Here is a 14,095-nt window from a genome sequence, read left to right on the forward strand (position 1 = left end):
CGCTTCTTTGTCATGGCTCGGTTCTCACACGTTGAACGTACGCCCGAGGACAACACATTCCCAACGAGCCGACGACAGTCCTCACAATGAGAAGCGCCAGAAGCCGCGGCCTCCGTCGTCGATGCGCCGGGCCCGCACGCGGAAAATGCGCTCGAGCTCTTCCTGCGGGAGCGACGCGGCATCATCGGTCTCCAACGCCACACTGCCGCGATCGAGCAACACGAAGTGATCGCCGTACTCGAGCGCGACATTGAAGTCGTGCAGGATCGCGATCACCGTGCACCCGGAATCGAGCAACGAGCGCGCGACGTCGAGCAGATGAATCTGATAATGAACGTCGAGGCTCGTCGTCGGCTCGTCGAGAAACAAGAATCGTCCTGGCCGGCCGCCGCCCCGCGTTGCGTCGCCCGGTGCGTCGTCGCTCCAGATCTGCGCGAGCACGCGAGCGAGTTGAATCTTCTGCTGCTCGCCGCCTGAGAGCGTCGGATACGATTGATCGCGCTTGTCCGTCATTCCCACCAGCTCGATCGCGCGTGCAACGACGTCACGGTCATGGACCGTCGCCACGCGATCGTAATGTGGATAGCGGCCCATCATCACCACGTCCGCCGCGCGCATTGGAAATGCCAGCTCGACATGCTGTGACAGCACCGCGCGCACGCGCGCCAACTCCATCGTGTCGAACGAGTCGATCGGACGATCGTCATACAGCACGCTGCCGCTCGTCGGATGCAACAGTCCGGTCGCGATGCGCAGCAGCGTCGACTTTCCCGCGCCATTCGGGCCAAGAATCACGTTGAACCTGGCGCTCCGAAAGCAGGCGCTCGCATCGTTGAGAATGCGCATGCCGCCTACCGCATAGCTGACGTTCCGAAGCTCAACCACGAAAACCTGCCGCTCCCGGACGGCTGTCGCGCAGCAGAATCCACAGGAACACCGGCGCTCCCACCACCGCCGTGATGATGCCCACCGGCAACTCGGCGGGCGCGATGATCACGCGCGCGATGATGTCGATCGTTTCCATCGACAGCGCGCCGAGCAGCGCCGATGCCGGCAGCAAAAACGTGTAATCCGAGGATCGCCGCATGCGAAGCACGTGCGGCACCACGAGTCCCACGAACGCGATGACGCCCACCATCGCCGTGGCCGCGGCCACCATGACCGTATTCACGAAGAGCAGACGTCCGATCAATCGCTGGGGATCGATTCCGAGGAGCGCCGCTTCGTCCTCACCCAGCATCAATGCGTTGAGTGCCTTTCCGGCGCGCAGCGTCCAGACGAAACACACCACGAAGCACACGAGCACAATGGTGGTGCCGCGCCAATCCGCGGTGGTGAACGTGCCGAGGTTCCAGAACGTGATGTTGCGCGCTTGCGGATCGCGCGCGATGTACGACAGGAACCCCGTCCCTGCACCGCACGCGGCGTTCACCGCGATTCCCGCCAGCAGCAACGTGAAGATGTTGACCTTTCGGAACGACGAGGCAACGCGGTACACGAGCATCGTCGCCGCGAACGCACCGACGAATGCCAGGAGCGGCACGGCGAAGGCGCCGAGGATGGTCGTGAAGGCGAGCATGGTGCCGCTGCCGAGCACGAACACGAGCGCCGCGCCGAATGCCGCGCCGGCCGACGTGCCCGCGAGCCCCGGCTCGACGATCGGATTCCGAAACAGTCCTTGCATGAGAGTTCCAGAAACGCCGAGCACCGCACCGGTCAGCCCGGCGAGGAGGACGCGTGGAAGCCGCAGCTGCAGAAAGACGTTGCGCGCGAGCGTGTCCGTGGTGCCGGCCTCGCGCAGGCGCAACGCCTCCCCCATGAAGCGCGCCATCTGGCCCGGCGTGAATGAGAACGCGCCGATCCCCGCCGATGCGCAGACCGCGATCGCCAGCAGGATCGCGAGCACGATGTACGTGCCCGCGAACGAATCTCGAGACGACGTCACCGCGCGACCGCCACTGGCGTTACTGATGCAGCCATCCCGCGATCTTTCTGAGACTCGCCGCCGTGCGCGGTCCGAAATACATGATCTCGGTCTCGTCGACGCGGTAGATGCGCTTCGCCTTGCCGGCCGGCGTCTCGGCGACGCCCGGCATCTCGGCAAACTTCTCGGCGCTGCCGAGCCGGTCGAAGCCGACGTCGGTGGCGATGATGATGTCGGGCGCCGCCTTCGCGATGAGCTCCGGAGTGAGGCGCATCATGCCGCCGACGGAATCGATCGCGTTGACGCCACCGGCCCAGCGAATGATCTGATCGCCGGGCGATCCGCGCTTGATCGCGAGATAGTTGTTCGCGATCTGCCCCATGTGCATGATCATCACGCGCGGCGGTTTCGCGCCTGCCCATTTCACCGTGTCGGCGAGCGCGCTCTTCATGTCCGCGTTCCATTGCGCAATGACGCTGTCCGCCTGCTTTTCGTGGTGGAATAGTTGGCCGAGCTGCTTCATGAGGAGCTGCGAGCTGTCCGGTGTATTTCCGGGCGCCATCGTGACGACGGGAATGCCGACCTGCTTGACCTGCGTGACGACCGCCGCGGGACCGAGATTGCCGTCGGTGAGGAGCATGGTCGGGTGCATCGACAGGATGCCTTCGGCACTCAGCGCGCGATGATAGCCGACCGAGGTGAGCTTCGTGATTTGCGGCGGATAGACCGACGTCAGGTCGCGCGCGACCAGCACCGACTCGGCGTGGATGTCGTATAAGAATTCGTTGATCTGCTTCGAGACGCAAACGACACGCGCCCCCTGGCCGGCGTCATGGGCGGCGCATGCCGCGCTGAATGCGCTGAGCGCAGTGAGTCCAGCGATGATGCGTCGGCGAAGGTTCATCGGTCACGGGCTGCGAAGGGCGGGGCTGCGGGGTTGCGGGCAGAGCCTCAAATGTACCTGTCATTCCGAGCGAGCGTCAGCGAGCACCATGTCATCCTGAGCGTAGCGAAGGACCCCTTGCTCGGCGGAGTGCTGCATAGGACTCCTCCGTCGGGACGGGGGTCCCTCGACTCCGGCGCTGCGCGCCTGCGCTCGGGATGACAGCAGAGGAGCGCCTGCGCTCGGGATGACAAAAAAGAAGGCGTCGCGCGCCCTCCGCTCGCGTAACGAACGGGTGCTTGACACCCCGCGCTCATCGCCTTATATAACCACTCAGTTAGATAACCTTTTGGTTATATATGTCCCTCGATTCTCTCTCACTCGCCTTCTCCGCCCTCGCCGACCCCACGCGGCGCGCCATCCTCGCGCGACTCGCCGAAGGCGAATGCACGGCCGGCGAGCTCGCGCGACCATTCTCCATGAGCGGCCCCGCGGTCTCGAAGCACCTCAAGGTGCTCGAACGGGCCGGCCTCGTTGCCCGCGGCCGCGACGGACAACGGCGGCCACGACGCCTGCGCGCCGCCCCGATCAAGAAGGTGGCCGAATGGGCGGACAACTACCGCCTCTTCTGGGACGCGAGCTACGAGCGGCTCGACGAATACCTCACGCATCTGATGGAGGAGACGGACGATGACGCCTCGAAGTGAAGCTCGCGCCGTGGCCTCCACGCCGGCGCGCCACGAAACCACCTACGCGACGCCCAGCGACCACGAGCTCGTGATCACGCGCACGTTCGATGCGCCTCGCTCACTCGTCTGGTCGGTATTCACCGACCCGAAGCACGTCCCCAACTGGCACACCGGCCCAGCCGGATTCACCATGCCCGTGTGCGAGATCGACCTGCGTGCCGGCGGCGCGTGGCGCTACGTCTGGCGAAACGCGCACGGCCGCGAGTTCGAGGTGAGCGGCACGTATCGCGACGTCGATCCACCCAATCGCCTCGTCTCCGTCACGATAAAAAACGACGTCGAGCAACCGAGCACCACGACGTTCATCGAGCATAACGGCCGCACGACCGTGACGCTCGCGATTCTCTTCGCGAGCAAGGAAGCTCGCGACCAGGGTCTCCCTTACGCGAAGATCGGCACAGAACCCGACTACGCGCGCCTGGACGAGTATCTCGCGCACGCCAGCTGATCGTCCGCACACGCACGCACACACACTCGAACCGACACCGCTGAGGATCATCCCATGAAGATCAAGCTGACGAGCGTTCACGTCGACAACCTGGACAAGGCGCTGCACTTCTATACCGACGTGCTGGGCTTCGCGAAGAAAGCCGACTTCTCGAACGGCCCATACCGCTGGCTGACGGTCGTGTCGCCGGATGAGCCGAACGGCACCGAGTTACAGTTGGCGCTCAACGACAACCCGGCCGCGAAGACCTATCAGCAGGCACTGTTTCAACAGCATCAGCCCGCGGCGCTCTTCTTCACCGACGACATCAAAGCCGATTACGAGCGCATCAAGAAGGCGGGCGGCGAGTTCATCATGCCGCCAACGGAAACGACCGGCTCCACCATCGCCCAGCTGAACGACACGTGCGGCAACGTCATTCAGCTCGTCCAACTGGCCCGCTGGTAGTCGTGAGGCCGCGCATTGCGCGCCGATCCGGAACGAGCGCCGCGAACGCGAGAACGACCCCGCCGGCGAATACCACGGCGAGACCGATCCCGGCGCGCGGCGCAAGCATCGCGTTCGAGGTGTGCACGCGCGTCAATTCTCGGACGCCGATGAGCAGCCACACCGCCGCGACGGCGACGCCGACCCCGAGCACGCCGGTCGAACGCCGCGCGAATGCACGCACGCGAGGTTTGGCGCTCAACGCCATCACCACCGCCAGCAACAGTGTGATCGTACCGGCCCCAAGCAACAGCCGCCCGTTGATGCCGATCACGCCGCGCAGCGGGACGAGCCCGGCGAAGTACGACATCCACGGCAACCACGCGCCGAGCACGATCGCACCGCCGCCCGCGACGGCGAGCAGCGGTGCGACCGACGCCGACCAGCCAAAGACGCGAAATCTTCCACGCATCGCTCAACGCACCTTGAAGAAGAGGAAGATGTTCGTCTCGATGTCGTCGGTGATATGCACGTTTCCCGGATCGATGTGCTGGAGCCGCCGCACTTCGCCCAGGTTCTGCGTCGCGACGATGTCGTCCCACGTCGCTTCGTCCTTCACCCCGATCACCTCGAGCACCCACGGCGTTGGCTGGTGATTCATTGGATCGATGATGATGTGGCTGTGCGGCGGCAGCGGCGTCTTCTCCGTTCCCGCGCCGAACACGCGGCTCACGTCGACGTCGCTCGGATGCGTGACGCAGTTCCCCGCCGTCGGGCAATGCAGCGTGCTGTCGGGCGGTTTGAACCCCATCGGCGTCATGACGTAGAGAACCGGAATCGCGGTGTTCGCGGCGGGCTCCGTCTGCGCGGTATCGCCCAGCTCGCATCCTGACACCGATCCGGCCGACGGCGGATTCTTACACTGAAACGGCGCCGTGTAATCGAATGTCACCACGTCGCCGTCGAACCAGCCTGGCGTGCTACCGAGGATGGTGCCGGGCGCGACGGGCGCGACGGCGTTGTTGTCGCTGCCGCAGGCGGCGAGCGCGAGTGCTGCGCCGGTCACGGCGAGCGCGGTGAAAACTTGTCGATGCATGAGACTGCCTCAGAGAGTTGGGCTGCGACGCTCATCGCCGCGTGCGCCCCGGTCGGGCAGATGACATGCCAATAGTTGACACAACAAGTGATTATCGAAGAAGCTTTGTCTTTGTGATAGAATAAAGGCGCGTCTCAGGACGCATCCCGTCCGCGGAAAGGGCCGAGCCCACCTGATCGATCGTCGCACGTCCACATCCCGATCTTCTTTCTGCCCGGCGTGCGGACACGGGCGCTCGTGAGAGGAGATCACATGTCTGACCCAGCCTCGCGGCTCCCGGCGCGTCCGTCGGTAGCGCAACTCCGGAAACAAGCGAAGGAACTGCTGCGTGCCTTTCGTTCGGGCGACGCCGTCGCGCGCGAACGATTTCGCGCGATCGTTCCGCGGTTCGCCTCGGCGAACGAGAGCGCCGTTCTCGCCGACGCGCAATTCGTGATCGCGCGTGAAGCCGGCTTCCCGAATTGGGCGGAGCTCGTGCGTCATGCCGAAAGTGTGAATCCCACGCCGACGCGCGGGCCTGCGTTGCCGCTCATTCGGCCGATCGAGATGACCGCTTCGCCGTCGATCACGCTGTCCGACGGTGACGTCGCGTCATCCGATGAGGTGTATGGCATCTTCGTCGCCGCGCGCGCCGGCGACATGAAAGCGGTGCGGCGCCTCGTGAGCCGGCACCCCGCGCTCGCCACGCACGAGTACAACTACACGCCGCCGATTCACTTCGCGGTGCGCGAGGGGTTTCTCGACCTCGTGCGGTTCTTTCTCGAGCACGGAGCCGACCCGGCCTATCGCACGTACCCGTATGGCGACTCGCTGTTGATGATGGCCGAAGATCGCGAGCATCACGACATCGCCTCCCTGATCCGCACGCGGCTCGCGGCGCAATTCGGCGATGCGCTCGACGCGACGGTCATTCTCGCCGCTGCCAGAGGCGGGGATCTCGCGCGTATCCGTGCCGAGCTCGCGCGTGATCCTCGGCTCGCCGTTCACGGCGATGAGACTGGAAACACCGCGCTGCACGAGGCGGCGTCCAACGGCCATCTCGAGATCGTCATTGCGCTGCTCGACGCCGGCGCGCGGGTCGACGCCGTGCGCAGCGACGGCGCGCGTCCGATTCACAATGCCATGGGCCCGAACTGGCGTGCGCAGGTGCCGCCCGAGCGCGCCCGCGCGATTGCCGACCTCCTCCTGGCGCGCGGGGCCAGGTACACGATGTTCCTCGCCGCGTTGCGCGGTGACGATGAGTACATCAAAAATGCGCTTGCGCGCGACGCATCGCTCGCGAATGCGGAGGACAGCTGTCATCGCCGGCCGTTGTCGGCGGCGGCCGGCACGCAGAATCTCGAGATGGTGAAGCTGCTCTTGGAACACGGCGCCGATCCAAGGTTGCCGGAAGTCGGAGCGCCGGGCGGTGCCGCGCTGTGGGACGCTGTCTATCGCAAGCAGTACGAGATGGCGCGGCTGTTACTCGAGCATGGCGCGAACCCGAACGCGATGGTCGAGTCGAGCGGCACGCCAATGTATCATGCGCGGAAGGACCCTCGCTTCTTCGAGCTGCTGAGCCGCTACGGCGGGAGGCACGAGACAGATCACGTCGCGACGCTCGGCCGACTGATCGGCGACGATGACCGCGCGGGCGTCGAGACGATGCTGCGCCGCCGGCCGGAGCTCGCCCTCGAGGATCGCCTGTTCTGGTCCGAGGGTATTCTCTGTGGCCCGTCGAGCGCGGGGAGTCATGAGATGATCCGGCTGTTGTTTCGTTTCGGCGCGCGCGTGCCCGCGGTGTCGAAGTGGGGCCCAAATTACTACTTCAAGCATTACGAAACTGCAAAGCTGCTGCTCGAGCACGGCATGGATGCGAACCACATGAACTGGCATCGCACCACGTTGCTGCATCACTTCGCGTCGAGGGGCGACGGCGCCAAGGTGCGGCTGCTGCTCGATCACGGCGCATCGATCGACGGCGTCGACGAGGAGTATCGCTCCACGGCGCTCGGCATGGCGTCGCGCTCGGGACAGCGGGAGATTGTCGGTCTGTTGCTCGAGCGTGGCGCGGATCCGTCGGTCGCCGGTGCGTCGTGGGCGACGCCGCTGGCGTGGGCGAGAAAGAAGGGGCACTCGCACATCGAGACGCTGCTCGTTCAACGCGAATCGACCGCGTCGTGACCGGGCCCCACGTACCGCGCGCGCGGTCGAATCAACTGCCCGAGGGTGTATTGCTCGATCGCATGTCCGATCCACCCGATCGTGCGGCCGATCGCGAACAACGTGAGGCCCGAGCCCGCCGGCAGGCGCAACACGCGTGAGACGGCGGCGAGGCCGAAGTCAAGTGAGGGACGCGTGCCAAGCGTGTTCGACGCCGCGTCCGCGACGTCGAGCGCGAACGCAAGCTCGCGCGAGGTGGGATAACGCGCTCGCAGCACATCGAACAATTCGCGTGCTCGCGGATCGCCGTCCGGGTACAGGGGATGGCCGAAGCCGTGAATCTCCTCACCCTGCCGCAAGCGTTCGGCCACTGCCGAGCGTCCCGAGCGGGCATGGCGCATGGACGCGAGCATCGCCTCGACGCGCTCGGTCATGCCGCCATGCCGAACTCCCTCGAGCGCCGAGAGGCCGGCGATCACGGCGGCATAGACACTCGCGCCGGCCGATGCGACACATCTCGCGGTGAATGCCGAAACGTTGAGCTCGTGATCGGCGCACAGAATGAGCGCGGAGCGCACGACGTCGACTGCTCCGCGCTTCAACCGCCACGCGGCGGCGAGCTCCGCGTCGATGCTCGCATTCAGCGCCGGCGCCAGGGTCGCGGCGCGAGTCATCGATGAGAGAATCGTCAATCCGGTCTCCACGACGGCGTCCCGGCGGAAGTCGAATGCACGCGCATCACGCGCCGCGGCGGCGGCGAGCAGCGTTTGTGCTCGGAGGACGAACGGAAGATCGCGCGGTAGGTTCGGTGGCCGCGCCGTGGCCACGCGGGGGGCGGCTGGCTCCTCGAAGCTGCCGGTCCAGAGCAGCGCCGCCACGGCGCCGACCGATCGGCTTCGCGAGAGCTCGATCGCGTCGTGGCCGCGATAGTACAGCCGTCCGCCGTCGATGAGCGTGATGGCCGACTCGAGCACGGGGGTGCCCAGGTCGAGAGCGTGCGCGGCGACGGCGCTCGGATCGCGACGCTCCTCGGCCCGCCGCCGAAGCCGCTCGACGTCCTCGCGCGCATAGAGTCGCTGGCGCGTCGCGCCGCCGCGTGGCCGGGACCGAAGCCGCCCGCGGCTCACGTACGCGTACAATGTGGCGCGTTTCACACCGAGGCGGCGCGCGGCCTCGGCGGCCGAGAGCCACGCGGCCGGCGCTTTCATATTGATTTATTGATCAACATTGACTCGAATATGGAGCGGCCGCTACCCATTCGCCATGGGCACCGATACTGGACTCGAGGGCGTCGTCGCCGCGTCGACCCGCCTGAGCCACGTCGACGGCGAGCGTGGTGAGCTGATCATCGTCGGATATTCGCTCGCCGAGCTGGCCGCGCACGCGACATTCGAGGAGACGACGTGGCTGCTGTGGCACGGCCGCCTTCCCGCGTCATTCGAGCTCGATGCATTTCGCGCCGAGCTCGCGGAAAAGCGTGCGCTGTCCGAGACCACCCTGTCGCTGCTCCGCGACTGCGCACGCGCGAAGCTCGACGCCATGGACGCGCTGCGTATGGCGGCGGGAACGATCTCGCTCACGGCCGACGACGCGGTCACGATCGCCGCCGCGATTCCGACGATCGTCGCCACGTTCTGGCGATATCGCGACGGGCTCGAACCCATCGCGCCCCGGCCCGATCTCTCGCATGCCGCGAACTACTTGTACATGCTGACCGGTCGCGAGCCGGCGGCGGAGCGCACGCGCGGACTCGAGACCTATCTCAACACCGTCATCGACCACGGGTTGAATGCCTCGACGTTCACGTGCCGCGTGATCACCTCGACCGGCTCCGATCTCGTCTCGGCGATCGTCGGCGCGATCGGCGCCCTGAAAGGACCGCTGCACGGCGGCGCACCCGGTCCGGCGCTCGAGATGGTGTTCGAGATCGGCGACGCGTCACGCGCCGAGCCGATCCTGCGCCGCAAGATCGAGAGCGGCGAGCGGCTCATGGGCTTCGGTCATCGCGTGTACAAGGTGCGCGATCCGCGCGCCGACGTTCTCGCCACCGCGGCCGAGCGCCTCTTCACGCGCGGCGGCGACATGGCGTTGTACCGTTTGGCGCGCGACGTCGAGGGCGTGGCGCTGCGCCTGCTGGAGGAGTACAAACCCGGACGACGGCTGCAGACGAACGTCGAGTTCTACACCGCGTTGCTGTTGCACGGTCTCGGCCTGGACGTGCCGCTGTTTACGCCGACGTTCGCGATCGGCCGCGTGAGCGGCTGGATCGGCCATGCGCTCGAGCAGCGGGCGGCGAACCGTCTCATTCGGCCGAGCTCTGCGTACGTCGGGCCGCGCGACCTGAGGTGGACGCCCCTCACCTCGCGCGTGCGATAGCTCGCAGGCCGGACACTTTCCGGCCCTGGGACGATGACGGCGATCGCGATACCGCTTGCGTAGCGGCCCCGGCGGTTCCGCGAGCCACGCAAATCGTGCGGACCCGGCGGTGCTGGTCTGAAACGTGACGCATCTAACAGAAAGGCGTTGGACCGTCTGTTATCCATCGCGGCCCCCGATCAGGATGGAATGATGGCATTATGGAAAGAAGCAACCGTGACACAGAAGGAATCGTCGGAGCCCGCGCCCGACGCCACGGCCAAGAGCGATCTCGGCTTCGCCGCCGATCTCGGCTCGACGCCGCGACGTCCCGCCGCGCGCGAAGGCCGCGACATTCGTGAGGTCAAGGACTCGGTGCTCGGCACCGAGATCACTATCACCGGACGTATTGAAGGTGCAGGCAGCGTTCGCATCGCCGGGCGCTTCGAAGGCGACGTGAACATTCAGGGCGACTTGACGGTCGAAGCGGGCGCCAAGCTCACCGGCAGTATTCGCGCGAATGCGGTCTCGATCGCCGGCGAAGTCGAAGGGAACATCGACAGCGCGGCGCGCGTCGAGCTGCAGTCGACCGGTGTGCTCAATGGTGATCTCAAGGCGGGCACGCTCGTCGTCGCCGCCGGCTCGAAGATGCGCGGACGCTCTGAATTCGGATGGGGCGACGAATCTTCATCGACCGCGCTGACGCTCGGCACGCGCCAACTCTTGTGAGTGGACTTCGTCGCCCGCCCGTCGGGGCGACGCGCACGTGTCCGCACTGTCGCGCGGTGATTCTGCAAAGCGCCAGCGTGTGTCCGTCGTGTCGCAAACACTTGCGATTCGACCCCGCGACCGACGGCACGAACGCAGAGCCGAGCTTTTCACCGCTGCGCGTGGAAGGCGCGATCCGTCGCCCGGCGGCCGGAGAGGGGTGGGAGTACGCCGTGATGGTCACCGTCAGCAACGAGCGCGGCGAAGAGCTGGTTCGCCAGCTCGTCGCCGTTGGAGCAATTCCGTCGGGCGAGCTGCGTCGCTTCACGTTCGCCGTCGAAGTGTTCACCGCGGAGGAGACGCCGGCGCCCGCGTCATCCACGCCGCTCTGACGAGGGTCACGACACCAAGCTTCTGCCGCGCGTTTCAGGAAGCAGAAACGCGGCGAGACCCATGAGGCTGTACGCGATCGTGGCGAAGATCGCGATCGCGCGCGACAACGGCATGGTCGCCGAGATGTAGCCGACGAGCGCGGGAAACGTCGCGCCAATGCCGCGGCCAAAGTTGTACGCGAAGCCCATCGCCGAGCCGCGCACGCGGGTCGGAAAAAGCTCGGCGAAGAATGCGCCCATGCCGGCGAAATACCCCGACACCACGAAGCCGAGCGGAAAGCCGAGCAGCCACAGCACGTTGTTCGTGAGCGGCGCGCGGGTGTAGATGAGCGTCATGACGAGCGCACCGCCGGCAAAGAGCAAGAACAACATCCGCCGTCCGATGCGATCCGCGAGCCACGCGCCCGTGAGATACCCGGCGAACGCACCGGCGATGAGAAAACCCAAATAGCTCGTCGAGCCGACGATCGTCAGGTGCCGTTCGGTCTGAAGAAAGATCGGCAGCCACGTATTGATCGCGTAATAGCCGCCCTGCGCGCCGGTGCCGAGGAGCGCGGCGAGCAGCGTGGTCTTGCGCAGCTTCGGCGAAAAAATCTCCCAGATCGACGCCATCGATTCCCGGCGCGCGGCCACGACGACAGGCGGCTCCTCGACGAAGCGCCGGATGAACACCACGTACAGCGCCGGCACGAAGCCGAGCGCGAACATCCACCGCCACGCCTGCTGTTCCGGCACGAGTGAATAGACGATCGCCTGAAGCAGCACCGCGCTTCCCCACCCCACCGCCCATCCGGATTGAACGCATCCGACGGCTCGGCCGCGATAGCGCGGGCGAATCGTTTCGCTCATCAGCGCCGCGGCGGCCGTCCACTCGCCGCCAAACCCAAAGCCGAGCAGCGCGCGGAAGAGCGCGAGCTGCATGAAGCTTTGCGCAACGGCCGAGAGAAGACTGAACACGGTGAACCACAGCACCGTGATCTGCACGGCGCGCACGCGGCCCATGCGGTCCGAAATGTGGCCGGCAGCCCAGCCGCCGACCGCCGAGCAGAGGAGCGTCGCGCTGACGGTAAGTCCCGCGGCGCCGCGATCGACATGCCATAGTGCGATGACGCTGCCCAGAACGAGCGTGTAGATCGTGAAGTCGAGACCGTCGAGTGCATAGCCCAGGGCACACGCCAGCATCGTTCGGCGTTCGGTGATCGTCATCGCGCGATAGAAGGCGACCATTCCCGAATCGTCGCGATCCACGCCGATGCTCGCCGATGGTTCTGCCTCGGTGGCCTCGGTCATGGAGACGAACGTACGGCGCGCGAGCAGTCCACGCTATCATTCATCCATGCGACTCATCTCGTTCGCCACTGCCGAATCAGGCTGGACGTCGCCGCGCATGGGCATCATCCTGCGAACCAACGGCGCGGATAACGGCTACCGGCTCGATTGCGAGAAACTGTTCGCGCCCGCCGACCGTCCGACGAATCCGCTCGCGTGGTTCGACATGGACGCGCGCTGGTTTCAGACCGCGCGGGACACGGCGCTCCGCCTGGAGCGCGACGAGCGCGCGCTCGAGGACGCAGGTGACAAAGGTTGGCTCGTGCGGAGCGAGGACGCCTACTGGTTCGCGCCGGTTCCGCGGCCGGGCAAGATCGTGTGCATCGGGCTGAACTACCGCGACCATGCCGCGGAGCTTGGCATTGCCGTCCCGACGCTGCCGACGATCTTCTCCAAGTTCCCGAGTTGCGTGATCGCACCGGGAGAACAGGTGGTCATTCCCGAGGGCAGCGAGCAGGTGGATTACGAGGCGGAGCTCGCGGTGGTGATCGGGCGGCGCGCATCGCGCGTCAGCGCCGATCGCGCATACGATCACGTGCTCGGGTACACCGCGTTCAACGATGTGACCGCACGCGATTTTCAGTTCAGCGACGTGCAGTGGCAACGTGGGAAATCGTGCGACACGTTCGCGCCGATGGGTCAAACGATCGCCACCACCGATGAGATTCCCGACCCGCATACGCTCCGCGTGACGATGCGCGTCAACGGCGCGCTGATGCAGGATTCGAACACGAGCCAGATGATCTTCGGCGTGCCGGCGCTGATCGAATTCGTATCGCGAAGCATCACGCTCGAGCCGGGCGACGTCATTGCGACGGGCACGCCGGCCGGCGTCGGGTATGGGCGCAAGCCTCCCGTTTTCGTACAGGCGGGCGACGTCATGGAAGTCGCGATCGAGGGGGTCGGGGGTCTCGACAATCCGGTCGTCGCGGCGGGCTGAGTCCCGTTCACATTACGGCGACCGGGGCCGACTATCCGGCGGGATGATTCCGTTCATCCGCGCGTATTCGACCATCTGGCCGTAATGGTCGAATGAGTGAGCGATGGCGTCGATGGCGAACGACAAGCGGTTTCGTTGCCAGGCGCTGGATGTCGCAACCGGCGCCGTCACGTTCGCCGGCTCGATCGAGCCGACAGCGTGATGCAACGCGGCGAACGAGCCTTTGAGATATCTCATGATCTGTGCCTTGGTCCGAACGGAGTCGGGGCCGCGTTCGTCCGACATGTCGCCGCTCGGCGTCTCTCCGAGGATCAGCGCCGCCGCGCGATAGTTGTTCGCGGCGAGATGTTTCACCTGATCGCCGAACGAACGCACGCCCTCGAACTCGCCGAAGCGGCTTGGCGGCGCGAATGCGTACTTGCTCGCCGGCAACGCATCGGCGAGCGGTACGAGGTGCTGCTCGGTGTTTCCGATCCATGAGTCCACGGTCTCGGCGATCGTGCCTTGGCGTGACGGTTGGCTCGTCTGTGACGCGCCAGTCGCGGCGCTGAGGGATAAGAGTGCGATCGCGAGCGAGAGACGGGCGTCGAGCATCGAATCTCCGGGAAGTGAGAAAGCCGCCGATGAGTCCCGCGAGCTTAGCACTTCAAGCCGGCTTGAACGCAAGCTCCGGCGCGCGCCGATCCCGAACGATCGCCGCGCT

The 14,095-nt window shown here is 65.9% G+C and carries 16 protein-coding genes; 8 read left to right on the forward strand and 8 right to left on the reverse strand.

The genetic code is table 11. The features are described 5' to 3' along the window. Positions 1-81: 81 nt before the first annotated feature. The 3 genes from VN706_00920 to VN706_00930 are packed head-to-tail and all read right to left on the reverse strand — an operon-like array spanning position 82 to position 2,828. Positions 82-846, reverse strand: a complete 765-nt coding sequence (locus VN706_00920; GenBank protein HXT14157.1) for an ATP-binding cassette domain-containing protein — start codon at positions 844-846, stop codon at positions 82-84. A gap of 31 nt (positions 847-877) precedes the next feature. Then, positions 878-1,945 carry an iron ABC transporter permease gene (locus VN706_00925; GenBank protein ID HXT14158.1) on the reverse strand — a complete coding sequence of 356 codons (1,068 nt, stop codon included), beginning with the start codon at positions 1,943-1,945 and terminating at the stop codon, positions 878-880. Positions 1,946-1,964: 19 nt separating this feature from the next. Next, entirely contained in the window at positions 1,965-2,828 is an 864-nt protein-coding gene (locus VN706_00930) for an ABC transporter substrate-binding protein (GenBank protein ID HXT14159.1), read from the reverse strand. Between the two features lie 338 nt (positions 2,829-3,166). Between VN706_00930 and VN706_00935 the strand changes: the two genes are divergently transcribed. The 3 genes from VN706_00935 to VN706_00945 are packed head-to-tail and all read left to right on the forward strand — an operon-like array spanning position 3,167 to position 4,451. After that, a complete protein-coding gene (locus VN706_00935) occupies positions 3,167-3,514 on the forward strand; it encodes a metalloregulator ArsR/SmtB family transcription factor (GenBank protein ID HXT14160.1) in 348 nt (115 codons plus the stop codon). Next, positions 3,498-4,004 carry an SRPBCC domain-containing protein gene (locus tag VN706_00940; protein HXT14161.1) on the forward strand — a complete coding sequence of 169 codons (507 nt, stop codon included), beginning with the start codon at positions 3,498-3,500 and terminating at the stop codon, positions 4,002-4,004. The genes VN706_00935 and VN706_00940 overlap by 17 nt, the downstream gene beginning before the upstream one ends. A gap of 54 nt (positions 4,005-4,058) precedes the next feature. Then, positions 4,059-4,451, forward strand: a complete 393-nt coding sequence (locus VN706_00945) for a VOC family protein (protein ID HXT14162.1) — start codon at positions 4,059-4,061, stop codon at positions 4,449-4,451. On the opposite strand, the gene VN706_00950 is transcribed toward VN706_00945, so the two are convergent. After that, positions 4,420-4,902: a hypothetical protein gene (locus VN706_00950; protein HXT14163.1), complete on the reverse strand. Its 483-nt coding sequence runs from the start codon at positions 4,900-4,902 to the stop codon at positions 4,420-4,422. The two genes, VN706_00945 and VN706_00950, sit on opposite strands and share 32 nt — an antisense overlap. Positions 4,903-4,905: 3 nt before the next feature. Continuing rightward, positions 4,906-5,526 carry a hypothetical protein gene (locus VN706_00955; GenBank protein ID HXT14164.1) on the reverse strand — a complete coding sequence of 207 codons (621 nt, stop codon included), beginning with the start codon at positions 5,524-5,526 and terminating at the stop codon, positions 4,906-4,908. A gap of 252 nt (positions 5,527-5,778) precedes the next feature. On the opposite strand from VN706_00955, the gene VN706_00960 reads away from it, so the two are divergent. Further along, the gene (locus VN706_00960; GenBank protein ID HXT14165.1) at positions 5,779-7,689 is read left to right on the forward strand and encodes an ankyrin repeat domain-containing protein; all 1,911 of its coding nucleotides are present in this window, start codon (positions 5,779-5,781) and stop codon (positions 7,687-7,689) included. On the opposite strand, the gene VN706_00965 is transcribed toward VN706_00960, so the two are convergent. After that, positions 7,665-8,876: a citrate synthase gene (locus VN706_00965; protein ID HXT14166.1), complete on the reverse strand. Its 1,212-nt coding sequence runs from the start codon at positions 8,874-8,876 to the stop codon at positions 7,665-7,667. The genes VN706_00960 and VN706_00965 overlap by 25 nt on opposite strands. Before the next feature lie 55 nt (positions 8,877-8,931). Here VN706_00965 and VN706_00970 point away from each other — a divergent pair, with 55 nt between their 5' ends. The 3 genes from VN706_00970 (at position 8,932) to VN706_00980 (ending at position 11,123) form a co-directional block, all read left to right on the forward strand. Further along, complete coding sequence (locus tag VN706_00970) at positions 8,932-10,044, forward strand: citrate synthase/methylcitrate synthase (protein ID HXT14167.1); 1,113 nt, start codon at positions 8,932-8,934, stop codon at positions 10,042-10,044. A gap of 216 nt (positions 10,045-10,260) precedes the next feature. Further along, a complete protein-coding gene (locus tag VN706_00975) occupies positions 10,261-10,752 on the forward strand; it encodes a polymer-forming cytoskeletal protein (GenBank protein ID HXT14168.1) in 492 nt (163 codons plus the stop codon). A 101-nt stretch (positions 10,753-10,853) separates the two neighbouring features. Further along, entirely contained in the window at positions 10,854-11,123 is a 270-nt protein-coding gene (locus tag VN706_00980; GenBank protein ID HXT14169.1) for a hypothetical protein, read from the forward strand. A 6-nt stretch (positions 11,124-11,129) separates the two neighbouring features. Here VN706_00980 and VN706_00985 read toward each other — a convergent pair whose 3' ends face one another. Next, positions 11,130-12,413, reverse strand: coding sequence for an MFS transporter (locus VN706_00985; protein HXT14170.1), 1,284 nt, complete (start codon positions 12,411-12,413; stop codon positions 11,130-11,132). A 46-nt stretch (positions 12,414-12,459) separates the two neighbouring features. Here VN706_00985 and VN706_00990 point away from each other — a divergent pair, with 46 nt between their 5' ends. Next, complete coding sequence (locus VN706_00990; GenBank protein HXT14171.1) at positions 12,460-13,392, forward strand: fumarylacetoacetate hydrolase family protein; 933 nt, start codon at positions 12,460-12,462, stop codon at positions 13,390-13,392. Positions 13,393-13,404: 12 nt separating this feature from the next. Here the strand turns inward: VN706_00990 and VN706_00995 are convergent, their stop codons facing one another. Next, a complete protein-coding gene (locus VN706_00995; protein ID HXT14172.1) occupies positions 13,405-13,986 on the reverse strand; it encodes a DinB family protein in 582 nt (193 codons plus the stop codon). Between the last annotated feature and the right edge of the window lie 109 nt (positions 13,987-14,095).

The sequence above is a fragment of the Gemmatimonadaceae bacterium genome (genome assembly GCA_035606695.1).
Classification (GTDB): Bacteria; Gemmatimonadota; Gemmatimonadetes; order Gemmatimonadales; family Gemmatimonadaceae; genus JAQBQB01.

Bases quoted from the DNA above. Each gene is read 5' to 3' on its own strand.
- VN706_00920 (HXT14157.1), bottom strand. From the start codon at position 846: ATGCGCATTCTCAACGATGCGAGCGCCTGCTTTCGGAGCGCCAGGTTC.
- VN706_00930 (HXT14159.1), bottom strand. From the start codon at position 2,828: ATGAACCTTCGCCGACGCATCATCGCTGGACTCACTGCGCTCAGCGCA.
- VN706_00935 (HXT14160.1), top strand. From the start codon at position 3,167: ATGTCCCTCGATTCTCTCTCACTCGCCTTCTCCGCCCTCGCCGACCCC.
- VN706_00940 (HXT14161.1), top strand. From the start codon at position 3,498: ATGACGCCTCGAAGTGAAGCTCGCGCCGTGGCCTCCACGCCGGCGCGC.
- VN706_00945 (HXT14162.1), top strand. From the start codon at position 4,059: ATGAAGATCAAGCTGACGAGCGTTCACGTCGACAACCTGGACAAGGCG.
- VN706_00950 (HXT14163.1), bottom strand. From the start codon at position 4,902: ATGCGTGGAAGATTTCGCGTCTTTGGCTGGTCGGCGTCGGTCGCACCG.
- VN706_00955 (HXT14164.1), bottom strand. From the start codon at position 5,526: ATGCATCGACAAGTTTTCACCGCGCTCGCCGTGACCGGCGCAGCACTC.
- VN706_00960 (HXT14165.1), top strand. From the start codon at position 5,779: ATGTCTGACCCAGCCTCGCGGCTCCCGGCGCGTCCGTCGGTAGCGCAA.
- VN706_00965 (HXT14166.1), bottom strand. From the start codon at position 8,876: ATGAAAGCGCCGGCCGCGTGGCTCTCGGCCGCCGAGGCCGCGCGCCGC.
- VN706_00970 (HXT14167.1), top strand. From the start codon at position 8,932: ATGGGCACCGATACTGGACTCGAGGGCGTCGTCGCCGCGTCGACCCGC.
- VN706_00985 (HXT14170.1), bottom strand. From the start codon at position 12,413: ATGACCGAGGCCACCGAGGCAGAACCATCGGCGAGCATCGGCGTGGAT.
- VN706_00990 (HXT14171.1), top strand. From the start codon at position 12,460: ATGCGACTCATCTCGTTCGCCACTGCCGAATCAGGCTGGACGTCGCCG.
- VN706_00995 (HXT14172.1), bottom strand. From the start codon at position 13,986: ATGCTCGACGCCCGTCTCTCGCTCGCGATCGCACTCTTATCCCTCAGC.